We start from the raw sequence: 22,700 nt of genomic DNA, 5'->3' as shown, positions 1-22,700 counted from the left end.
CACAAATTCTATGTATGCGGCAGTATCCGACAGAAAACCTGCTTATGGCGATAACGCTTTGCGCACCCCCCGCGATACGGAATACGAGGCCTTTTCACGAGTAACATCGATGCTACGGCAGTCCCTTCGCTGTCAGGATCGGACCTTGGAGATAAAGGCGGTATCCAGCAACAACAAGCTCTGGACGATTCTCGCCACGGATCTTGCTCACGAAGATAACGCTTTGTTACCTGAAACCCGCGCCAGCCTGCTGTCCCTGGCACTTTTTTCTATTCGCCATGGTCATGCGGTTTTGGCCGAGAAGGCAACCGCAAACGCCCTGATCGACATCAACATGTCCATCATGAAGGGATTACGCGGTGAGGTCAGCGCATGAGTGGACTCATCCTGAAACTTGGCCCGAACGAACGCGTCCTGATCAACGGTGCGGTCATTCAAAACGGCGACCGCAGGACAAAATTCTCGATCAAGACACCGAACGCACATGTGTTGCGGCTAAGGGATGCCATCCATCCCGATATGGTGAATACGCCGGTCGCCCGCACCTGCTATATCGCGCAGTTAATCCTGTCCGGCGATGCGAAACCCGAAAAGGGTCGCAAATAGCTTTTGCTTGCCATCGAACAGCTGAGTCAGGTGTTTGAAGATTTCGACAGCCGCAAGATCCTGTCTTTGGCTACCGAACATGCAATTGCGGGGAATGCTTATCAGGCATTGCGGCAACTGAAAAAACTTCTTCCCCGCGAGGCACGCCTTTTTGCAGCGAGTGAACAATGACCTTACCGATATCATTTGGGCTTGGAGGAATCGCGGGATGGAAAGTCCTGCAGCGTATGGAAGAACGACAAAAGGAAATCCTTGCCAAGGATCCAGTCATACAGCGCCAGACCGACCATTTCCGTGACCGGTTGGAGATCACCGGCACAGCCGAGGAGCTTGTCGGTGACTATCGGATGTTGAGCGTCGCTTTGGGGGCCTTTGGCTTGCATGACGACATCGGCAACAAGGCATTCATCAAGAAGGTAATGGAATCCGACCTGGATGACAGGAAATCCCTTGCAAATCGCCTTACCGACAAGCGTTATCTCCGCCTTGCCGAAGCTTTTGGTTTTCATGACCGCGATGCACAAACAGAGCATCCGGAAGACGCAAAAAAACCGGCGTCTAAGGCGGATCTCGCCGATCGGATCTCCAGCGCCTTTCTGGACAGGGAATTCGAGCGCCGTGTCGGACTTGGCGATGAATCTCTCCGTCTAGCCTTGAACGCACAGCGCGAAATAGAATCGTTCAGCACTCGCGATTCGAGTGACAAGACCCTGTGGTATGAAGTTCTCGGAAGCCCTCCTTTGCGGAAGGTATTTGAAACCGCCTTTGGTTATGGAACCCAGTTTGGCAAGCTTCCCCTCGACCGCCAGTTGAAGGAGATGATGAAGGGGGCGGAACGGCTGATTGGCAGCAGTTCCTTCAAAACAATGGCGGAGCCTGAAAATACCGAGAAGCTCATCCGCAACTTTCTGGTCCGGTCTGAAATAGCCACGATCACAGGTCAAAACCGCTTCAGTGCCGCATTGGCCCTGCTGTCGCAATGACAGGAGATTGGTTGGACAGCCCTGCACCTGAAAGGATATGACCTTGCGCCCGAGCCACGCATGGCTATAACCCCGGACGATTTGCGCCAATCCATGAAAAGCCCGGGGGCACGACCATGCCAAAAAGAACCGATATCAAGTCGATCCTGATCATCGGCGCCGGACCCATCGTCATCGGGCAGGCTTGCGAATTCGACTATTCCGGAGCACAGGCCTGCAAGGCACTGCGCGAGGAAGGCTACCGGGTCATCCTGGTGAACTCGAACCCCGCCACGATCATGACAGATCCCGAGATGGCGGACGCAACCTATATCGAGCCGATCACGCCCGACATCGTCGAGAAAATCATTGCCAAGGAACGTCCAGATGCTCTTTTGCCGACGATGGGCGGGCAAACCGGGCTGAACACGGCATTGGCGCTGGCCGACTCGGGCGCGCTGAACCGCTATGGCGTCGAATTGATCGGTGCGCAGCGAACGGCCATCGAAATGGCCGAAGATCGCAAGCTGTTCCGTGAGGCGATGGACAGGATCGGGTTGGAAAACCCCCGCGCGACCATTGTCGCTGCTCCCAAGCTGGCAAACGGTAAATATGACGTTTCTGCGGGCGTCAATTCGGCGATGGAGGCGCTGGAAGAGATAGGCCTGCCTGCGATCATTCGCCCTGCCTATACCTTGGGCGGCACGGGTGGTGGTGTCGCCTATAATCGTGACGACTACGAGCGGATCGTGCGGTCCGGACTCGATGCCTCGCCCGTTGCTCAGGTGCTGATCGACGAAAGCCTGCTGGGCTGGAAGGAATACGAGATGGAGGTCGTGCGCGACCGCAACGATAACGCCATCATCGTATGCTCGATCGAGAATGTCGATCCGATGGGCGTGCATACCGGGGACTCGATCACCGTCGCCCCGGCCCTGACCCTGACCGACCGTGAATATCAGCGGATGCGGAACGGCAGTATCGCGGTGCTGCGCGAAATCGGTGTCGAGACCGGCGGCTCCAATGTGCAATGGGCGATCAATCCGGCGGATGGCCGAATGGTGGTGATCGAAATGAACCCGCGGGTCAGCCGCTCATCCGCGCTGGCATCGAAAGCCACGGGATTTCCGATCGCCAAGATCGCCGCGAAGCTGGCGGTTGGTTACACGCTGGACGAACTGGACAACGATATCACCAAGGTGACGCCAGCCAGCTTCGAGCCCTCCATAGATTATGTCGTGACGAAGATCCCACGCTTCGCCTTTGAGAAATTTCCCGGTTCCAAGCCCGAACTCACCACCGCGATGAAGTCGGTAGGCGAAGTCATGGCCATCGGCCGCAGTTTCCATGAATCACTGCAAAAGGCATTGACCTCAATGGAGAACGGGCTGACCGGCCTGGACGAGGTCGCCATCGAAGGGGTGACGGAGCAGGGTAAACCCGCCGTCATTGCCGCGCTTTCCAGGCAGACCCCCGATCGTCTGCGCGTCATCGCCGAGGCAATGCGTTTCGGCTTGTCAGATGACGAGATCCAGCGCATCACCCATTTCGATCCCTGGTTCCTGGCGCGCCTGCGCGAGATTGTCGACACTGAAAGCGCGATCCGCAAGTCCGGCCTGCCCAAAGATGCAGAAGATCTGCGATCACTGAAGATGATGGGCTTCACCGATGCCCGTCTCGGGGTTCTGACGGGCAGGGACGAGGCCGATATCCGTCATGCACGGGAAGCGTTGGATATCCGCCCGGTTTTCAAGCGCATCGATACCTGCGCGGCCGAGTTCGAGGCGCAGACCCCTTACATGTATTCCACCTACGAGGCCCCCGCGATGGGCGAGGCGGAGTGCGAATCCCGTCCGAGCGGGGCAAAGAAGGTGGTTATCCTTGGCGGCGGCCCGAATCGGATCGGTCAGGGGATCGAATTCGATTACTGTTGCTGTCACGCCTGTTTCGCGCTGACCGGTGCGGGTTACGAGACCATCATGATCAACTGCAACCCCGAGACGGTCAGTACCGATTACGACACATCGGACCGCCTCTATTTCGAGCCGCTGACGCTGGAACATGTTCTTGAAATCCTGCGTGTCGAGCGGAAGAATGGCAGCCTGCACGGTGTGATCGTGCAATTCGGTGGCCAGACCCCGTTGAAACTGGCCAATGCGCTGGAGGCCGAGGGGATTCCGATCCTTGGCACAACTCCGGACGCCATCGATCTGGCCGAGGACCGCGAACGTTTTCAACGGCTTCTGAACGATCTGAACCTCAGGCAGCCCGTCAATGGAATCGCACATAGCGATGCCGAGGCCGTCGCGATCGCCGGCAAGATCGGCTTCCCGCTGGTGATTCGCCCCTCCTATGTTCTTGGCGGCCGCGCCATGGAGATTGTGCGGGACATGGATCACCTCAATCGCTACATCACCGAAGCCGTATCGGTTTCGGGCAAGAACCCGGTGCTGCTGGACAGTTACCTGGCCGGCGCGATCGAGGTCGATGTGGATGCCCTCAGCGATGGCGAGAATGTCCATGTCGCCGGTATCATGGAGCATATCGAAGAGGCCGGGGTCCACTCGGGCGACTCGGCCTGCTCGCTACCACCGCATACGCTTGACGCCGCGACGATTGCCGAGCTGAAACGCCAGACCATTGCGATGGCCCGCGCCCTTCATGTTGTCGGGCTGATGAATGTGCAATTCGCGCTGAAGGACGGCGAAATCTATGTGCTGGAGGTGAATCCGCGCGCCTCCCGCACCGTGCCTTTCGTGGCCAAGGCGACTGACAGCGCCATCGCTTCCATCGCTGCCCGGCTGATGGCCGGAGAGCCGATGTCGAACTTTGCGACCCGCGACCCCTATCCCGAAGGTGTCGGTCCTGAGGACGATCTGCCCTTCGCCGACCCGCTGACACTGGCCGATCCGAATACACCGTGGTTTTCGGTCAAGGAGGCGGTAATGCCCTTCGCCCGCTTCCCCGGCGTCGACACGCTGCTTGGTCCCGAGATGCGTTCGACGGGTGAGGTGATGGGCTGGGATCGCAACTTCCCGCGCGCCTTCCTCAAGGCCCAGCTTGGTGCGGGCACCAACCTGCCGCATGAGGGGCGTGTCTTTATCTCGATCAAGGATGCCGACAAGACCGAGGCAATGGCGAATGCCGCCCGTGATCTGGTGACGATGGGCTTCCAGATCGTTGCGACCAGCGGCACTGCGGATTTCCTCGCCGCCGGCGGCATCGAGGCTCAGAATGTGAACAAGGTCTACGAGGGGCGGCCGAATATCGTGGACCGGTTGAAAAACGGTGACATTGCGATGGTCCTGAACACGACCGAGGGCGCGCAGGCCATTGCCGATTCACGCGAGATCCGCGCTGTCGCGCTGTATGACAAAATCCCCTATTTCACCACTGCGGCTGGCAGCATCGCCGCGGTTGCGGCCATCAAGTCGCGTGAAGAGGGAGAGGTCGGGGTCCGAAGCCTGCAAGCCTGAAGTCCCGGAAACCCTGAAAAACGGAACGACAGGCATCGCCTCTTCTTCTTTGTCCAAATACCTCGGGGGTCCGGGGGCAGAGCCCCCGGTCACAGCAGGGATGCGGTCGGCTTGCCGAACTCAGTTCCGCGCTGTCTCGCGCGAGGCTTGCCGTGGAACTAGCGCACGCATGATTGCAGGCATTTCCAATGAACCGACCGGCTCACCATCCCGCATGACCCGGTATCGCCGGTCCAGCGCGCCCTCCGCCATGGCGATGACGTGTTCGAGGTTGTCGTTGTGGTCGATCTCGCCCGAGAACTCACCCTCGACGAGACCATCCTTCATGATGGACCGCACCCGCAGCACGCGTGCGCGGTTAATATCGCTGACGAAATCCTCGATATAGGGATCCGCTGGCTCCAGCAGGATTTGCTGCGGCTCGCCCTGCTGAACGACTGCCCCGTCCTTCAGGATCACCAGGTGATCGGCCAGTTTCAGAGCCTCGTCCAGGTCATGGGTGATGAAGACGATGGTCTTGTGCAGTTCCGCCTGCAATTCGATCAGCAAATCCTGCATATCCGTGCGGATCAGCGGATCGAGCGCCGAGAACGCCTCGTCCATCAGCATGATACCGGAATTCGAGGTCAGGGCGCGGGCGATTCCCACCCGTTGCTGCATCCCGCCGGAAAGCTGATGCGGGTAATGGTTGCCATAACCATCCAGCCCGACGCGATCCAGCCAGCGATTGGCGTCGGCCTCGAACTCCTTGCGCGAGATACCTCGTGTGGCCAGTGCCATTCCGGCATTCTCCAGCACCGTACGGTGCGGCAGCAGGGCGAATTTCTGGAACACCATCGACATGGTTTCGCGCCGTAACCTGCGCAGGCGTGTCTCGTCCCATGCCAGGATATTTTCGTCATCAACCAGCACCTCGCCTGCCGTCGGTTCGATCAGCCGGTTCAGATGTCGGATCAAGGTGGACTTGCCCGAGCCAGACAGCCCCATGATGACGGTGATCCGGCTTTCGTGGATATCAACATTGATATCGCTGAGGCCCAGCACGTGGTTGCGCTTTTCCAGCAACTCCGGCTTGCCCATTCCCGCCTGCACGTCCGTCAGCGCAGCCTGTGGCGTATCTCCGAAGATTTTGTAGAGGTTCCGGATGGAAATCTTGACCTGACCGTTCATATCCATTCCTCCTTACCGCCTGGCCTGGCTGGCGTCGATGCGGGCCAGTGACGCCTTGGTCACCCGGTCCAGCATGATTGCCAGCAGCACGATGCCAAAGCCCGCCACAAGGCCGACGCCCAGCTCCAGGCTGCGAATACCGCGCAGGACCAGCACACCAAGCCCGGGGGCCGAGACCAGAGAGGCGATGACGACCATGGCGAGGCTCATCATGATGGTCTGGTTTACGCCCGCCATGATATTGGGCAGTGCCAGCGGTATCTGCACGCCGAACAGCTTCTGCCGATTGGTCATGCCGAAGGCGTCCGCGGCTTCGATCACGTCCTTGTCGACCAGCCTGATCCCCAGATCGGTCAATCGGATAACCGGCACGATCGCATAAAGGATGATCGCGATACCGTAGAGCTTTGGTTCGGTCACCGAGAACAGGAAGATCAGCGGGATCAGGTAGACGAATGGCGGCAGCGTCTGCAGCATGTCGAGGATCGGGATGATGATCCGTTGCAGCCGGTCGCTGCGCGACATCGCGATTCCGATGGGCACGCCGAACAGCACGCAGATGAAGGCACAGACAAAAATGATGGCCAGCGTCTGCATGGCCGCGACATAGTGATCGACAAACGCAAGCAATGCCAAAGAGATCGCGACGAAGACGAGGACTCGCCATGACTTGCTGACCAGCCACGTGACCAGCAGCAGCAGTGGAATCATGATCCACCAAGGTGTACCGGTCATTACCGCAAGACTTTCGCGCAGCATCCAGCTGAGTGGCTGTGTCACCGGATCGATCACCACCCGCAACGCATCGCGGATCGACAGGAAGCCCCGCTCCAGCCCAAGGGTCAGGTCTCGTGACTCCGGTATTGCCCCGCAGGCGTCATGCAATGCATCAAGTGACGGGAACGGCAGATCCCACAGTGAAGCGCCACCGCCGCCGCCGGATTCTCCTTTCGTGCGGGCCAGCAGGTCGGCCATCGACATCGGCCCTCCGCCTTCTCCGCCACCATCGCACCATTCCCGCAGTCCCAGACTGTCGAACATGCCATCATAAGTAGCCATGAACCCCCCGGGCGGCCCGCCCGTCCACCTTGACTGATTGCAAAGGACGGCGCCGACCCCCGGCGCCGTCCTTACTTCTCACCGGGCGATCCCGATCAGTTTTGTTCAAGCAGCGTCGACAGTTTCTCGCGCGCCGCGTCCGAAAGCCAACCCTGCCATTCGTCGGGGTTCTCGGTAATGTAATGTACCGCGACCTCCTCGGCTGTGGCCGAGTTCTCGTCCTGCCACCCCAGCAGAGCGTTCATGGTGTCGGTCTTGAAGCTCATGTTGCGGAAAAACTCGGTGACTTCCGGATTGCTTTCCACGAATTCGGTCGTGGCCGAAGTCAGGATCGGCGCGGGAGGAAACTCGGAAACCTGTGGTTCGGGTGTCTCTGGATTCTGCAGATTGGCGAATTTTTCCTCGTCATATTCGCCCAGCTTGACGCGGGTCATGTCGTATTTGCCCATCGGCACTGTCGGACCCCAGTAATAACCGAACCAGGGCTCGCCATCGGTTGCGGCGGCACCCATCGAGGATGCCAGCGTCTCGCCCGAGCCGTGATTGAATATTTCGATACCCGCATCCTCAAGTTTAAGTGCGCGCACCAGATTGTCGCTCACTACGCGGCAACCCCATCCATCCGGACAGTTGTTGAAGCGTCCGCCAACCAGGTCGGGATTCTCCATGATCCCTTCGATGGTGGTCAGTTCGGGATGTTCCTCGGCCAGTGCGGTGGTGATCCACCAGCCTTCGATTCCGCCGGGGTCCAGAACGCTGGCCAGACGCTCCATCTTGCCCTCGTCTTCAAGCTTCTTGTAAGCGTCGCCGGCCGAGTTCAGCCAAAGATTGGTGACGACGTCGGGCTCGCCATTTTCTGCGACCGAGGTGATTGCGGGGATCGTGTCGGACTTCACCAGCGAGACCTTGCAGCCATAGCCCTGCTCCAGCATGAACTTGGCGACTTCTGTCGTTATTTCGGCAGCCGCCCAGTTCATTTGCGCAATGGATACGTCGCCACACTGGCTGTCGCCCTCCTGTGCATTGGCGGGCAACGAGAAAAAGCATCCGGCCGCGGCAATCGCGGCGATCGAGGTCATTCTGAGCATGATCAGTCCTTCAGCTTGTCGTGATATTGATGGCCGGACATGAGCGGCTTGCCGCGATCCGGTCGGTGGAAACAGTCGGAAGAGGATATCACAAGACCCGGCGCGGCAGCTTGCCGCGCGAAAGCGCCTTGGAGCACTTGAGAGCTGCTATGATCTCTCTCGGCCATTATTTGCCGAGTAGCACGAGGGAGCGGGGAAGGCAACCGGACCGCGCTGCGTCGCGGCAAGGGAAAATTCGCCCGATGTAATTCATGCTATTGATTATAATGTGTAAATCATGGGGTCAGGTAGATCCTGACCTTCCCGCATACCTGTGCTATCGCTCGGGCATGGAGGGTTCATGACCGGGATGAGAACAAGCAGCAACGCGGAGGATACCCGTGGCGGGATGCTGGCCATGATCGCCGCGATGGGATTGTTGCCGGTAGGCGACGCCATCGCCAAGTTGTTGACCGGGGTCGCGTCGCCCTTTGATGTCACCGTCTGGCGCATCGCGATGCAGGCATTGTTTTTCCTGCCCATCGCGGTGATATGGAGGCATCGGCTGACGGGATCCCTGCTTTCATGGCCCGCCGTGATATCGGGCGCCCTCTTTGCCGCTGTCATGATCTGTCTGGTCAGCGCCTTTCAGAAAATGCCCATCGCGACCGCCATCGCAATCTTCTTCATTGAACCCCTGGTGCTGAGCCTGCTTGCCTGGCCGTTTTTGGGTGAACGTCCCGGACCGCGCCGGATAGCGGCCGTTGCCGTGGGCCTGATCGGTGCGCTGATCGTAATCCGCCCGAATTTCGCGGTTTTCGGTCCTGTCGCGCTGTTTCCGGTGGGGGCCGCCATTGCCTATGCGCTGAACATGATCGTGCTGCGCCGCGCCAGCCGTCGCCGGTCGGCGCTGACATTGCAGATCGGGGCGACTTTCTGTGCGGCGATCGGGCTTCTGATCCTGAACATCGGAAGCATCATGCTGGGGCGTGAAGCCGTATCCGTGACCGATGCTCCCCGGTGGGTGTTTCCCGCACTGATCTGTGCGGGCGGACTTCTGGCGCTGACCTTCCTGCTGATCACCCATGCCTTCAGCAAGGTAGAGGCCAGCCTGCTGGCACCGTTCCAATATCTTGAAATCGTTGGCGCGACCGTCGTCGGATTGCTTGTTTTCGGCGACTTCCCCGATGCGCTTACATGGCTGGGAACCGCGATCATCCTTGGCTCCGGCGTCTATGTTTTTCACCGGGAGCGGGCGTCGGCGCGATAGGCTGCTTTCAAGGTATTTGTGCAAAGAAGAAGGGAATTGGCGCGGATAAATAGTCTGCAATAGCTTTTGGATAGGCGCGCTTCGAACCGGATGTCTATCCCGCGGCCTGTCGGGTCCTGCCACCGAAAAACCGTTCAAGTGCAGCGGCGGAGATCAACGGCAGGGCGGCGCAGATTGCAAAGAAGGCTCCAAAGCCCGCATGTTCCGCAATGATGCCGGCGGCAATGCCGAGCCCCATGCTGATCGCTCCGTCGAGGCACTGGAAAAGTGTGAAGTCCACGCCTCCCTGCGCAACATCCGACCAGCGCATGAACTGCGCATAGAGTGCCGTGAAGCCGATCGCCATCAAACCCGATCCGGCCAGCAGGGCCGAAGCGATGAGCAATGGCAAGGGCAGCGGTATTCCTGCTCCGCCGATGGCCAGCGGCAGGATGAGCAGTGCCTGCGCGATCAGCGATCCGGTCAGCGTGGCGCGCACTCCCCACCGGCGCACGGAGGCCCCGCCTGCAAGCGCCCCGAGCAGGCCAAGCCCGAGGCTGCCCAGGCCATTGAGCAGGCCAACCTTTGCCAAGGGCACGCCCAGATCGATCAGGAAAGGCCCCAGCATTCCCAATGCGGCCTTCTGCGCGACCACGAATAATGCCGTGAGCATGAGTCCTTGCCGGATCTCGGGCCGCGCCAACGCGCGCCGCAGACTGGGCTGAGGCGCTGCTGCGGGCGAGGGTTCGCCGCCATATGCGGTCAGGGAAAACCAGGCCAGCATCAGCGCGACCAGCCCGGCCATGACCCAGACACCGCCAGCCCATCCGAATCGCGCGACGATCACCAGCAGCAACCCGGCTCCGATCGCCGATCCGACATAGGCGCCGCCGACCTGCGCAGCATTGCCCCAACCGTGCTGGCTTCGGGCCAGGGCGCCAACGGCATGACCGTCGACTGCGATATCGACCGTGGCCGTCGCGATGGCGACAAGCATCAGGCAGGCCAGAACGGGCATCAGCGGGACCAGCCCGATCGCTCCTGTGGCGACAAGTCCCGCAACGGAAACCGCGCCGAAACACAGGGCAAGCGCGGCGCTGCGTGGAGGGTGGCCCGGCGGCAATCGCCAGCGCTCGACTGCCGGAGACCACAGGAATTTCAGCGCCCATGGCGCAACCAGCAGCGACAGCAGCCCGATCCGGTCCAGCGGCAGTCCCTGATCGCGCAAGACTGCGGGCAGTCCGCCCCAGGTCAGGCCGCCGATGACGCTTTGCGCGACATAGGCTGCCCAAAGCCCGGACAATATCGAGAACTGTCCTTTCGGCGCCCCTGACATCAGAAGCGGCGACGCAGGCTGGCGGTCCAGACGCGGCCCTCGTCACGGTAGCAATGGCCGGCGGTGCAGGTTGTCTTTTCCTGATTGAAGGCGTTTTTCACGTTGAGCTGGAACTGAACGCCCGGTGCCTGTGGCAGATCATAGCTTACCTCCAGATCGACGAATGTCCGGTCGTCATTTCGGATGCTGTTCTGGTCATCGCCATAGCTTTCGCCGACATAGCGCAGCCCGGCACCCAGCCCCAAGCCTTCCATCGGGCCTGATTGCACCTGGTATTTGCCCCATAATGAAAGGGTATCGTTCGGGGTGGCGTTCAGTTCGTTCCCATCGGTCCCAGAAAGTCCCTTCTCGATCTTGACGTGCTGATGGGCATAGCTGGCGATCATGCTCCAGCCATTGTCCCAGTTGGCCTGCGCTTCAAGCTCGATGCCCTGGCTGTTCAGATCCAGCTGACGCTGCTGGTTCTCGCCAGAGGTGGCGTCCAGGACGATGCCGTCACGCTGGTCGATATCGAACAGCGCGGCTGACAGCAGCAGATTCGTGCCTTCAGGCGCATATTTTATGCCAATTTCGCGTTGGGTCGATTGCGTGGGCTGAGCCGGGCTGCCTTCGGTATCCTCGGGACTGTCATAGACAAAGCCGATATTTGGCGAGAACGAGGTAGAGACACTGCCATAGGTCATAACCCCGCCGCCCCAGTCATAGCTGAGCGCGAGGCGCCCGGACCTGCCTGTATCGGTCTGGCTGCTCTTGTCGCCGTTCGCCGCGGTCGAGGTGGTTTCGACATGATCCCAGCGCGCACTGGCAAAGGCCTGCCAGTTGTCCCAGCTTATCTGGTCGTGCAGGTAAACCCCGAGCTGCCGGGTTTTCTGTGCTCCGGCGAACGGTACGGGGGTATTTGCGGTTTCCTCGGCCGAGCCATAGGCAACAAGGCTGTGGGAATCGTAATCGGCATGGGTCATGTCGATGCCGGCCAGAATCTCATGTGCGACCGGACCGGTCGCGACGTTCCAGCGCAGACCGTTATCCAATGTCAGCGTATCGACGCTTTCCAGATAATGTCCCCAGTAACGGGCCAGATCCGTGCCCAGCGGGTAGTGACCGCTATATTCCAGATCGACATCCACACTGGCGGCACGGAAATTCTGGCGCAGTGTTACCGAGTCGTTCAGGTCATGCTCGATTTCATAGCCGATACGCCACTGGTCCTGCTCGAAATCGTTATACTCCGGATCACCCTCGTAGATGTCCGAGATTTCTCCCGGGGCCGGATTGTAGTAAATCGCCGTGCCCCCGGTCAGCGAATTCGAGACTTCGCCCAGCACCGTGATCCGGGTGACCCCGTTATCCCATGTCAATGCCGGGGCGAAATAGGTCTTGTCGTCGGCATAGCCGGGCAGATCGGTGTTCGCGCGCCGCACCAGCCCCGTCAGGCGATAGCTGAATTCGCCGCTGTCGCCGAGCGGCCCGGAAATGTCACCCGCGATCTGGGCCCGGTCGTTGGAACCGGTCGTCGCCTCGATTTCGCGATAAGCTTCGTCCTTTGGGCGCTTGGTGACGAGATTGATGATACCGCCCGGCCCGCTGACCCCGTAAAGCGACGAGTTCGGCCCTTTCAGAACGGCGATGCCTTCCAGCCCGTAGGGCTCGGTCTTGAACAATGCCGTCGGCGAATTGTACTGGCGCAGCCCGTCGCGGAACATGCCGTTGTAATAGGCCGGAAAGCCGCGCAGCGTGAAAGCGTCGAAGCGGGTATCGTAGCCGAAATTGTTCGGGTTCGCGGTGGCGGTATAGCTTAACGTCTCATTCAGCGTCCGCGGCGCCTGATCCTCGATCTGGTCCTGCGTGATCACCGTCAGCGCCTGCGGGATCTTGCCGATCGGGGTGTCCAGCTTGGTCGCTTCGCGGCTGACCTGGGCGACGTAACCCTCCTGGACCAGCGTAGTATTGCTTTCTGCCTCCAGCGTGATTTCGGGCAGCACGAAAGGCGCGTCTTGTGCAAAGGCGGGCAGAACAGAGGCGCTGGCCATCAGGCAGGCGATCAAGGATCGGTTCATGGGGCGGTTCCCTTGAAATAATTGGCAAAACAGACGTTGTCCGAGCTTCGCCGAATGAGTTGCTCCGCCGGCTAATCATTGTGATTAAAATTGTCAAGTATTGTGATCCGCAATGGCCGGGGATTTGGGGAACCCGGTGTAGGCACGAAAACCGGCGCGGCATCTTATCGCCGCGCCGGCCGGATCGTTTTCCTGTCACGTCAGTTGTTCGGGCCGGTGAATACGATACCCGGCCTGTTCAGGCTATTCCGCCTCGGCGAGCTTGTCGTCGATGATCTTCTTCAGATCTTCCCAAGGCTGGTTCATCACCTTTTCACCGCCGATGATAAAGGTTGGGGTAGCCTCGATTTCATCCGCAGTGGCGTTCTGCTGGAAGGTTGCGATCAGGCTTTCGGCCTTGGCTTTGTCGTCCCAGCAAGCGGTCATCTGGTCTTCGGTCATGCCCGCCTTCAGGCCGATCTTGCGCAGGTTAGCAGCGATCTGGTCGCCCGAATCGCCCTCCAGCCATTTCTTCTGTTCGTCGAACAGCATGTCCGAGACAGCGTAATACTTGTCGTCGCCGCCGCAGCGGGCGAGGATCCCCGCCCAAAGCCCGACCGCATCGAAATACACGTCGCGCTGGATGAAGCGGACCCTGCCGGTATCCACATATTCGGATTTCAGTTTCGGCCAGTTCTGATCGTGGAAATTGGCGCAATGCCCGCAGGTGAAGCTGGCATATTCGATGACGGTCAGCGGCGCATCCTCGGCCCCGAGGGCGATATCGGGCACGGTTTGCGCTTCGCTGGCCTCGGATTCGGCGCCTTCGGTCGCCGCAGTGTCCTGCGCCAGAGCAGGTGTGGCCAGCGATAGCGCCAGGGCGGCGGCAACAGAGCGGATCAACATCAAGGGTCCTTTCGGTTTGTTCGGGAAGAGAGATTGAGTGCCAGCCGGGCCATCGCCTCGGCCAGCTGCGGGTCCTGGAACTGCGCGGCGACCTGACGGGCTCTGGCCTGTGCCTGCGGGTCAGGGGCCGGGCTTTCGCGCAGCGGTGCGGCGGTGAACCGTGCCTGCCCCTCGGCAAAGCCCGTGGCGGCGGTCTGGGTCAGCATGATCTTCTGTATCGCATTATAGCCGTAACAGGCATTGATCCGTTCACGCAGTTGCGGAAGCTGCATTTCCACGAGGGGCGCTGCGGGACCGGAGGTCAGGAGGGTGAGAGTAGCACCGAATCCGCCGCGACTGTGGCTGATGCGGACCGGGCGGGTGACATGCGCCAGTTGCTCGCCCGCGATCTCGGGCCAGTGGGTCAGCAGGCGGGCGACCGCGAAACCCCTGCCCTCGGCGGCCTTCTGGACACGCTGCGCCAGCAGAGAGGACGCCGCTTCAAAGCCCCGCTTGCGCCGGCTTGCCTGTCTTTGCTGGCTATAGGATATCTGGGCCATGCCTGTCTGATCGGTTAACACATGTATATCCTTAACCAGCAGGAGGCCCGGATGAAAGCGCGCCGAAAGGATGGAGCTCTGAAAATTGCGTGACAGCAAGGTGATCGGAGAACGGCTTCTGGAATGGTATGACCGGCATGCGCGCGTCCTGCCGTGGCGTGTTCCGCCGGGCGGCGGCGCGGCCGATCCCTATCGCGTCTGGCTGTCCGAGATCATGCTGCAGCAAACCACGGTCGCCGCCGTGAAATCCTATTTCGAGCGGTTCATCAGTCTTTGGCCAAGTGTCGGCGATCTGGCGGCGGCGGATGACGCGCGCGTCATGGCGGAATGGGCCGGACTGGGCTATTACGCACGTGCCCGCAACCTGCTGGCATGCGCGCGAATCGTGTCGGACGCAGGCGGCTTTCCCCGGACCCGCGAGGGCTTGCAGGCATTGCCCGGCATTGGCCCTTATACATCGGCAGCCATCGCGGCGATCGCCTATGATGCGCCCGAAACCGTTGTCGATGGCAATGTCGAGCGTGTGGTGGCGCGGTTGCGTGCCATTGAGACCCCGCTTCCCGCCGCAAAGCCCGAACTGATTGCCCTGGCGGAAACGCTCACACCGCAAGAGCGGCCCGGGGATTACGCTCAGGCGATGATGGATCTTGGCGCGACGATCTGTGTGCCGCGCAACCCTGCATGCGGAATTTGCCCCCTGATCGCGGATTGCGAAGCGCGCGAAAAGGGCATCGCTGCGGAACTTCCACGCAAGGCACCGAAGATCGCCAGGCCGAATCGAAGCGGTATTGTCTGGGTGGCACGGCACGGTAACAGCTTGTTGCTGGAAGAACGCCCCGCCAAAGGCTTGCTGGGCGGTATGCTCGCCTTTCCCTCGACCGGGTGGGATGGGCGCGATCTGCCGCCGCCCGGTGATGCCGATTGGCACGAGATCGGCGAAGTGCGGCATGTTTTCACACATTTCAACCTGTCGCTTCGCGTCATGCTTGGTGACCTGGTCGGCCGGCCGGAGCGGGGCCATCTTGTTTCCCTGCGGCAAATCGACCGGGATGGGCTGCCGGGGCTGATGCGCAAGGTTTGGGATGTGGCGCGTACGGAAATCGCGGCGTAGTATCATGGCCATGAGCAGCAAATCACCCAACCCCCTGCCCGCCGCCGCCCCGTTCTGGATGTCGGTCATCATGCCGCCCCTTGTCGCCTTGGCCGCCGTGAAGGGCGGGCTCTGGTGGATGCTTTTGCCCGCATATGCATGGTATCTGACCACGGCGCTGGACGGAGTGCTGGGACTGAACGAGGAAAATCCCGACACGGAAACCGAGGTTGCGCAGCTTTTCTGGCACCGTGCGGTCACGATCGTATGGTTCCCGCTGCAATTCGCGGCGATATTCGGCGCGATCTGGTATGCGACCTCCTCGGGGCATCTTTCGGGGCTGGAAAAGCTTGGCCTGTTCTTTGGCATCGGCGTGTTGTCCGGCTCGATCGGGATCGTCTATGCGCATGAGCTTTTGCACCAGAAAACCGTGCTGGAGCGGTGGCTGGGCGATCTTCTGCTGGGATCGGTCCTGTATTCGCATTTCCGGACCGAACATCTTCTGGTTCATCATTCATGGGTCGCCACCCCCCGGGACGCGGTTTCCGCCCGCTATAACGAGGGGTTCTACCGCTTTTTCTGGCGTGTGCTTCGCGATGGCCCGGCAAGTGCATGGCGCGCCGAAACGCGGTTCCTGGCGCGTGGCGGAAAGGGACCGTTCGACCGGCGCAACCCGTTCTGGCGCTATGGCGCGATCCAGCTTGGAATGCTGGTGCTGGCATTGCTGCTGGGCGGGTTGCAGGGGCTGTTCCTGTTCCTGTTCCAGGCTTTCATCGCCATCTGGCAGCTCGAATTGACGAATTACGTCGAACATTATGGGCTGACCCGCCGCTATCTGGGCGAGGGCCGATACGAGCGCATCCTGCCCCGGCATAGCTGGAACGCATCGCATACGGGATCGAACTGGCTGCTGATCAACCTGCAGCGCCACTCTGATCACCATTACAAGCCGGACCGAAGGTTTCCCCTGTTGCAGACCTATGGCGAGGACGAGGCGCCGCAATTACCCCTTGGTTATCCGGCGATGACCTTCGTGGCCATGGTTCCGCCCTGGTGGCGGCGGCGGATGAATCCGAGGGTTCGTGCCTGGCGTCGTCAATTCTATCCCGATATCGAGGATTGGGGGCCGTATAACCGGGGCGAATTGCCGATGCCCCGCAATGCGCTTTGACCGGATCGCTGATGACCTCCGAAAGCAATATCCCTATCGGGCTTGAGCCCCGGACGCATTGGGCCGGGATTGACGGGGTGCTGCTGCGCTTTGCCCTGACGGCAAAGCCCGAGGCGATGGCGGCAACGCAGTTGCTGGCAGCGGACCTGGAGGCGAAAACCCCGGCCGGGGTGGTCGAGATCGCGCCGGGCCTTGTCTCGGTATTGTTGCGCTTCGATCCCGGGAAGACCCGGCGCGAGGTTCTGGCCACGGAAATGTCGGCACGCGCGCAACATATCATTCAGGGACAGCTCGATACCCCACCCCCTGCCCGGCGATGGACGATTCCGGCGGCATTCGGCGATGCGGACGGGCCGCAGCTTGCCGAAGTGGCGCAGGCGGTCGGCTGCAGCCCCGACGCAGCCATTCGGCAGATCTGCGAGGCGGATCTGCGGGTTCTGGTGATCGGCTTTGCTCCCGGACAACCCTATATCGGTCTGCTGCCCGAGGCCTGGGATTTGCCGCGCCAGTCCGAATTGACGCCAACTGTTCCTGCAGGAGCCATCGTGGTCGCGGTGCGGCAACTCGTGATGTTCGGCGCATCATCGGCAACCGGCTGGCGTCAGGTGGGGCGCAGCGCCTTTCGCAGCTTTCGTCCCGAGCGTGACACGCCGATGCCGTTGCGGGCAGGTGACGCGATCCGCTTTGCCCCTGTCCCCGCCTCTGAAATCGAGGCGCTGGAGCAGGCCGCCGACGGGCTTGGAGGCGCGCGGCTGAAGGTGCTGCGATGACCTCCCTGCATTTGCGCCGCGCCGATGGGATTCTGACGGTTCAGGACATGGGGCGCCCGGGTCATCTGGCGCAGGGGCTGTCGCGCGGCGGCGCCGTTGACCGGCTGGCCTTGATCGAGGCGGCAGCCCTGCTGGGCGCGGATGGACCGCTGGCGGGTATAGAGATGGCGGGCGCGGGCGGCTTTTTCGAAGCTGATCAGCCGATGCGGATTGCCCTGACCGGAGCGCCGATGGATGCAAGGCTGGATGGGGTCCCGCTGCGTTGGCACGCATCGCATCTGCTGCAACCCGGACAATCCCTGCAGATCGCCGGTATGCAGGCGGGAAGCTATGGTTACCTGACGCCTGCGGGCGGCATGGCGGGCGAGGAATGGCTTGGCAGCCGGGCCGCACATCTGAGTATCGGGATCTTCGCGCCCCTCACCCCCGGCGCCCTGCCCGTCGGGCCGGACCCGTGCCCCGACATGCCGCCGCGTGTGATCGATCCCGTTGCAAGGTTCAATGGCGGCACGGTCCGGGTGGTTGATGGTCCGCAGACCAGGCTGTTCGCCGATGCGGTGCTGTCGGCCTTTTTCGAAACCGAGTTCACCCGTTCCGATCGCGGTAACCGTCAGGGAGTCAGGTTCGACGCCGACCGCGGATTCGCGTCGGAGCACGCGGCGGGGCTTGCCTCGGACCTGATCGGGCCGGGCGACTTGCAGATGACCGGCGACGGCGTGCCCTTCGTCTTGCTGGCTGAATGCCAGACCATCGGCGGATATCCGCGCCTCGGCACGATCATTCCCGCCGATCTGCCGATTGCGGCGCAGGCGGCGCCCGGCACGAAACTGCTGTTCCAGAGGATTGCACTGGACGAGGCCGACAGGCTTTGGCAGACCGACGCACAGCAGCTGCGGGCCGCTGTGGCCCGTTGCCGCCCACTGGTCCGCGATCCGGCGACGATGATCGATTTGCTGACATTTCAGTTGATTGGCGGTGTCACGGCGGGCGATGAACTGGAGGATAAATGATGCGCGTCGATCTGAATTCGGACATGGGCGAAGGCTTCGGGCCATGGAGGATGGGTGACGATGCCGCTTTGCTGGATATCGTGACTTCGGCCAATATTGCCTGCGGATTCCATGCCGGGGATCCGGATGTGATGGCTCGCACGATGGCTCGTGCCCATGCGAAGGGCGTAGGAATTGGGGCGCATCCGGGTTTTGCCGACCTCCAGGGGTTCGGGCGCCGCCGCATTCGCCTTGGCAAGGAGGAGCTGGCAAATATGGTTGCCTATCAGCTTGGGGCGGCGCAGGGCATTGCCCGGTCTGTCGGGGCGGAGGTTCGGCATCTCAAGCTGCATGGTGCTTTGTCGAACATGGCCACGGATGAGCCCGAGATTGCACGAATTTGTTACGAGGCGGCGTTAAAGGTCGATCCGGGATTGATCCTCGTGGTGCTGGCAGGTACCGGAATGGAGGCAGCCGCCCGCGACCTGGGTGCGGCATATGCAGGAGAAATCTTTGCTGACCGCGCCTATAACGATGATGCTTCGCTTGTCGACCGCAGCCAGCCGGGCGCAGTGCTGCACGACCCGGTTGAAGCCGGACGACGGATGGTACAGATGATCCGCGAAGGAGCAATCATGACCGGCAGCGGCAAGCGAATCCCCTGCCGGATCGATACGATTTGCGTGCATGGCGATTCGTCCGAAGCCGTGAAGATGGCTGAAGGAGTACGGCATGCACTAGTAGAGGACGGTATTGATGTCCGACGTTTTGATTGAAACAGTGTTGTACGCAGAAGCCCGGGTTTTGTTCTCGCATGGTCTGAAATTGCGGGAAAATTGCCCAATCATTGGACCTCTTGACGGAAACTTGGGCGTTATTTCGCCACCCCCCTTGGTATTGCCGCCGAGATCTGCCAAATGCCACCCCGCATAAGAAATGAGTTCATAGCCATGACAACCCAGCCCGCCACTGACACAGGAATCAGCCCGGCCACGCTGACCCATTTGCAGCGCCTTGAAGCTGAAAGCATCCATATTATGCGCGAGGTTGTGGCGAATGCCGACAACCCCGTCATGCTCTATTCTGTTGGAAAAGATTCCGCCTGCATGCTGCATCTGGCGAAGAAGGCCTTTTATCCGGCCCCGCCGCCGTTTCCGTTGCTGCATGTCGATACGACATGGAAATTCCGCGCCATGTACGAACTGCGCGACCGTGCCGCCGAAGACGCAGGCATGAAGCTGATCGTGCATCACAATCCCGAAGCGATGGAAAAGGGTATCAACCCCTTCGATCACGGCAGTCTGCATACCGATATGTGGAAAACCGACGGTCTGAAGCAGGCGCTGACCAAATACAATTTCGACGTGGCCTTTGGCGGCGCCCGCCGCGACGAGGAGAAATCGCGTGCCAAGGAGCGCATCTTCTCGTTCCGCTCGGCCAATCATCGTTGGGATCCCAAGAACCAGCGCCCGGAGCTGTGGCGGCTATATAATACCCGCAAGGCCAAGGGCGAATCGATCCGGGTCTTTCCGTTGTCCAACTGGACCGAACTGGACATCTGGCAGTATATCCACCTCGAGAATATCGAGATCGTGCCGCTGTATTTCTCGGAGCCACGCCCGGTGGTGGAGCGTGACGGGCTGTTGATCATGGTCGATGACGACCGCTTCCCGCTGCGTGAGGGTGAAGTGCCGCAGATGAAATCGGTGCGTTTCCGCACGCTCGGCTGCTATCCGCTGACCGGCGCGGTCGAATCCGAGGCCAGTACGCTGCCCGAGGTCATTCAGGAAATGCTGCTGACCACTACATCCGAACGTCAGGGCCGCGCGATCGATCACGATACCGCCGCCTCGATGGAGAAAAAGAAGCAAGAGGGGTATTTCTGATGACCCTTGATACCAAAGACCCCGTTTACGTCACGGACTCGCTGATTGCCGAGGATATCGACGCCTATCTGCTGAAGCACCAGCACAAGACCATGCTGCGCTTCATCACCTGCGGCTCGGTGGATGACGGCAAATCGACGCTGATCGGCCGGCTGCTTTACGACAGCAAGATGATCTTCGAGGATCAGCTTGCCAGCCTTGAAAGCGATTCCAAGAATGTCGGGACGCAGGCCGGCGAGATTGATTTCGCACTTCTGGTCGACGGTCTAGCCGCCGAGCGCGAGCAGGGCATCACCATCGATGTCGCCTATCGCTTCTTCGCAACCGACAAGCGGAAATTCATCGTCGCCGACACGCCGGGGCACGAGCAATATACCCGCAACATGGTGACCGGTGCCTCGACCGCCGATCTGGCCGTGATCCTGATCGACGCGCGTCAGGGCGTGCTGACCCAGACCCGGCGGCACAGCTACCTGGTGAACCAGCTTGGCATCCGCAACGTTGTGCTGGCGGTGAACAAGATGGACCTGGTCGATTACTCGGCCGAGCGGTTCTATGAAATCGTCAGCGATTACTCGCATTTCGCCAAGCAGATCGGCATGGACAGCTTCCTGCCGATTCCGATCTCGGGCCTGAAAGGCGACAATATCGTCACCAAGAGCCCGAATATGGGATGGTTCCAGGGGCCGACGCTGCTGGGACATCTGGAAGAGGCCCCGATCAGCGATGCGCGGATGCAGGATCATCCGTTCCGTATGGCGGTGCAGTGGGTGAACCGGCCAAATCTCGACTTCCGGGGCTTTGCCGGCCAGATCGGTGCGGGCGCTGTGCGCCCGGGCGATTCGATCCGGGTGCTGCCCTCGGGCAAGACCACCAAGGTCAAGTCGATCGTGACCTTCGACGGCAATCTCGACCAGGCGGTCGCCGGACAATCCGTCACGCTGACCTTCGAGGACGAGATCGACTGCTCGCGCGGCGACGTGATCGTGAAATCGGACGAGCCCTGTGAGGTTGCCGACCAGTTCGAGGCTACGCTGGTCTGGATGTCCGAAGAGGAAATGCTGCCGGGCCGCCCCTATATCCTGAAGATCGGCACCCAAAGCGTTACCGCGACCGTCACCGAGCCGAAATATGAGGTGAACGTCAACACGATGGAGCATCTGGCCTCCAAGACCCTGGGGCTGAATGCGATCGGTGCGGTGAATATTTCGACCGACCGGGCGATTCCCTTCGAGGCCTATGACCAGAACCCCGATCTGGGCGGCTTCATCCTGATCGACCGCCTGAGCAATGCGACGGTCGCGGCGGGCATGATCCGTTTCGCCCTGCGCCGCAGCCAGAACATTCACTGGCAGGCAGTCGATGTGGACCGTGACGCCCATGCCGCCCTCAAGAACCAGAAGGCCGCCGTGGTCTGGTTCACCGGCCTGTCGGGCTCGGGTAAATCGACCATCGCCAATATCGTCGAGAAGAAACTGCATGCTCTTGGCAAGCACACCTTCCTTCTGGATGGTGACAACGTTCGTCACGGGCTGAACCGCGACCTGGGCTTTACCGATGCCGACCGGGTGGAGAATATCCGCCGCGTGGGCGAGGTGGCGCGCCTGATGACCGACGCTGGCCTGATCGTGCTGACGGCCTTTATCTCGCCCTTCCGGTCCGAGCGCCGGATGGTGCGTGACCTGATGGTTGGCGGCGAGTTCATCGAGGTCTATGTCGATACCCCGCTGGAGGTGGCCGAGGAGCGTGACGTCAAGGGTCTGTACAAGAAGGCCCGCTCCGGTCAGTTGAAGAACTTCACCGGGATTGACAGCCCCTATGAAAAGCCCGAGACTGCCGAGTTGACCGTGAACACAGTTGAACTGAGCGCCGAAGAGGCCGCCGAGAAGGTGGTTGAACGCATTCTCAAGACGTTCAGCTGATCTGGTTCGAATGGCGCCGGCCGCGGGTTTCCGTGGCCGGCGCTTTTCATTCACTTGATTCTGTCAAGCTCTACCCTGGTCCTCACACCGGACCATCCGTCCACGAGGCACCGGGCCTCGACTTCGACCATTGTGACATCCTCCGGAATTTCGACAACGGACAATGAACGCGTAAAGGGCTGCTCATCCACATGAGGATGCGCAAGGATTCTCAGGCCCAACTCGTTTCCATCCATGTCCAGCACCCGCCAAGCATCGGCGTAATGCTCCCACCCGGTATCGGGATGCGAAATGGTGACATCGAAACGCCAGCCATCGCCTTGCTGCTCGGCCCGGACATTTTCCACGACCGGAGGGTCGGCAGAGGCAGGCAGCGGTGAAAGGCATAGTATCAGGGCGACAAGGTATCTCATGGCCGAAGCCTAGCTGATATCGGCAAGCCGTGAAATCATTTCCATGTGCCGGG

The 22,700-nt window shown here is 60.7% G+C and carries 19 protein-coding genes and 1 pseudogene; 12 read left to right on the top strand and 8 right to left on the bottom strand.

Annotated elements, in window-relative coordinates; genetic code table 11:
- The first annotated feature begins 10 nt into the window (after positions 1 to 10).
- The 4 genes and pseudogenes from flaF (at position 11) to carB (ending at position 5,044) form a co-directional block, all read left to right on the top strand.
- Complete coding sequence (gene flaF, locus C9E81_RS09890) at positions 11 to 376, top strand: flagellar biosynthesis regulator FlaF (RefSeq protein ID WP_122112154.1); 366 nt, start codon at positions 11 to 13, stop codon at positions 374 to 376.
- Positions 373 to 777 (top strand): annotated as a pseudogene (gene flbT, locus C9E81_RS09885) (flagellar biosynthesis repressor FlbT). Before flaF ends, flbT begins: the two are co-directional and overlap by 4 nt.
- Positions 774 to 1,589, top strand: a complete 816-nt coding sequence (locus C9E81_RS09880; RefSeq protein ID WP_122112153.1) for a DUF1217 domain-containing protein — start codon at positions 774 to 776, stop codon at positions 1,587 to 1,589. The pseudogene flbT and the gene C9E81_RS09880 overlap by 4 nt, the downstream one beginning before the upstream one ends.
- 116 nt (positions 1,590 to 1,705) lie before the next feature.
- A complete protein-coding gene (carB, locus tag C9E81_RS09875; protein WP_122112152.1) occupies positions 1,706 to 5,044 on the top strand; it encodes a carbamoyl-phosphate synthase large subunit in 3,339 nt (1,112 codons plus the stop codon).
- 120 nt (positions 5,045 to 5,164) lie between these two features.
- Here the strand turns inward: carB and C9E81_RS09870 are convergent, their stop codons facing one another.
- The 3 genes from C9E81_RS09870 to C9E81_RS09860 form a co-directional block, all read right to left on the bottom strand.
- Positions 5,165 to 6,214, bottom strand: coding sequence for a quaternary amine ABC transporter ATP-binding protein (locus C9E81_RS09870; RefSeq protein ID WP_122112415.1), 1,050 nt, complete (start codon positions 6,212 to 6,214; stop codon positions 5,165 to 5,167).
- A gap of 12 nt (positions 6,215 to 6,226) precedes the next feature.
- Positions 6,227 to 7,273: an ABC transporter permease gene (locus tag C9E81_RS09865; RefSeq protein ID WP_122112151.1), complete on the bottom strand. Its 1,047-nt coding sequence runs from the start codon at positions 7,271 to 7,273 to the stop codon at positions 6,227 to 6,229.
- Between the two features lie 95 nt (positions 7,274 to 7,368).
- Positions 7,369 to 8,361, bottom strand: coding sequence for an ABC transporter substrate-binding protein (locus C9E81_RS09860; protein WP_122112150.1), 993 nt, complete (start codon positions 8,359 to 8,361; stop codon positions 7,369 to 7,371).
- Between the two features lie 340 nt (positions 8,362 to 8,701).
- Here C9E81_RS09860 and C9E81_RS09855 point away from each other — a divergent pair, with 340 nt between their 5' ends.
- On the top strand, positions 8,702 to 9,610 hold the full coding sequence (locus tag C9E81_RS09855; RefSeq protein ID WP_243698593.1) for a DMT family transporter: 909 nt from the start codon (positions 8,702 to 8,704) through the stop codon (positions 9,608 to 9,610).
- 94 nt (positions 9,611 to 9,704) lie between these two features.
- Here C9E81_RS09855 and C9E81_RS09850 read toward each other — a convergent pair whose 3' ends face one another.
- From C9E81_RS09850 to C9E81_RS09835, 4 genes are all read right to left on the bottom strand, one after another.
- Positions 9,705 to 10,892, bottom strand: coding sequence for an MFS transporter (locus tag C9E81_RS09850; RefSeq protein ID WP_208021146.1), 1,188 nt, complete (start codon positions 10,890 to 10,892; stop codon positions 9,705 to 9,707).
- Positions 10,893 to 10,924: 32 nt separating this feature from the next.
- On the bottom strand, positions 10,925 to 12,982 hold the full coding sequence (locus C9E81_RS09845; protein ID WP_122112148.1) for a TonB-dependent siderophore receptor: 2,058 nt from the start codon (positions 12,980 to 12,982) through the stop codon (positions 10,925 to 10,927).
- A 243-nt stretch (positions 12,983 to 13,225) separates the two neighbouring features.
- Entirely contained in the window at positions 13,226 to 13,867 is a 642-nt protein-coding gene (locus C9E81_RS09840) for a DsbA family protein (protein WP_122112147.1), read from the bottom strand.
- Positions 13,867 to 14,406: a DUF721 domain-containing protein gene (locus tag C9E81_RS09835; protein ID WP_122112146.1), complete on the bottom strand. Its 540-nt coding sequence runs from the start codon at positions 14,404 to 14,406 to the stop codon at positions 13,867 to 13,869. Before C9E81_RS09835 ends, C9E81_RS09840 begins: the two co-directional genes overlap by 1 nt.
- Before the next feature lie 85 nt (positions 14,407 to 14,491).
- Here C9E81_RS09835 and C9E81_RS09830 point away from each other — a divergent pair, with 85 nt between their 5' ends.
- From C9E81_RS09830 to cysN, 7 genes are all read left to right on the top strand, one after another.
- On the top strand, positions 14,492 to 15,517 hold the full coding sequence (locus C9E81_RS09830; RefSeq protein ID WP_122112145.1) for an A/G-specific adenine glycosylase: 1,026 nt from the start codon (positions 14,492 to 14,494) through the stop codon (positions 15,515 to 15,517).
- Between the two features lie 10 nt (positions 15,518 to 15,527).
- Positions 15,528 to 16,667 (top strand): alkane 1-monooxygenase, encoded by a 1,140-nt coding sequence (locus tag C9E81_RS09825; RefSeq protein WP_122112413.1) that lies wholly within the window; start codon positions 15,528 to 15,530, stop codon positions 16,665 to 16,667.
- Positions 16,668 to 16,678: 11 nt separating this feature from the next.
- Entirely contained in the window at positions 16,679 to 17,437 is a 759-nt protein-coding gene (locus C9E81_RS09820; protein ID WP_122112144.1) for a 5-oxoprolinase subunit B family protein, read from the top strand.
- Positions 17,434 to 18,447 (top strand): 5-oxoprolinase subunit C family protein, encoded by a 1,014-nt coding sequence (locus C9E81_RS09815; RefSeq protein ID WP_122112143.1) that lies wholly within the window; start codon positions 17,434 to 17,436, stop codon positions 18,445 to 18,447. The genes C9E81_RS09820 and C9E81_RS09815 overlap by 4 nt, the downstream gene beginning before the upstream one ends.
- Positions 18,447 to 19,202, top strand: coding sequence for a LamB/YcsF family protein (locus C9E81_RS09810; RefSeq protein ID WP_425010633.1), 756 nt, complete (start codon positions 18,447 to 18,449; stop codon positions 19,200 to 19,202). Before C9E81_RS09815 ends, C9E81_RS09810 begins: the two co-directional genes overlap by 1 nt.
- Positions 19,203 to 19,376: 174 nt before the next feature.
- The gene (gene cysD / locus C9E81_RS09805; RefSeq protein WP_122112141.1) at positions 19,377 to 20,312 is read left to right on the top strand and encodes a sulfate adenylyltransferase subunit CysD; all 936 of its coding nucleotides are present in this window, start codon (positions 19,377 to 19,379) and stop codon (positions 20,310 to 20,312) included.
- Positions 20,312 to 22,234: a sulfate adenylyltransferase subunit CysN gene (gene cysN / locus C9E81_RS09800; protein ID WP_122112140.1), complete on the top strand. Its 1,923-nt coding sequence runs from the start codon at positions 20,312 to 20,314 to the stop codon at positions 22,232 to 22,234. The genes cysD and cysN overlap by 1 nt, the downstream gene beginning before the upstream one ends.
- Before the next feature lie 50 nt (positions 22,235 to 22,284).
- Here cysN and C9E81_RS09795 read toward each other — a convergent pair whose 3' ends face one another.
- On the bottom strand, positions 22,285 to 22,647 hold the full coding sequence (locus C9E81_RS09795; RefSeq protein WP_122112139.1) for a hypothetical protein: 363 nt from the start codon (positions 22,645 to 22,647) through the stop codon (positions 22,285 to 22,287).
- Positions 22,648 to 22,700: the final 53 nt, after the last annotated feature.

The sequence above is a fragment of the Paracoccus alkanivorans genome (genome assembly GCF_003697785.1).
Classification (GTDB): Bacteria; Pseudomonadota; Alphaproteobacteria; order Rhodobacterales; family Rhodobacteraceae; genus Paracoccus; species Paracoccus alkanivorans.
This window is presented reverse-complemented; position numbering and strand designations above follow the sequence as displayed.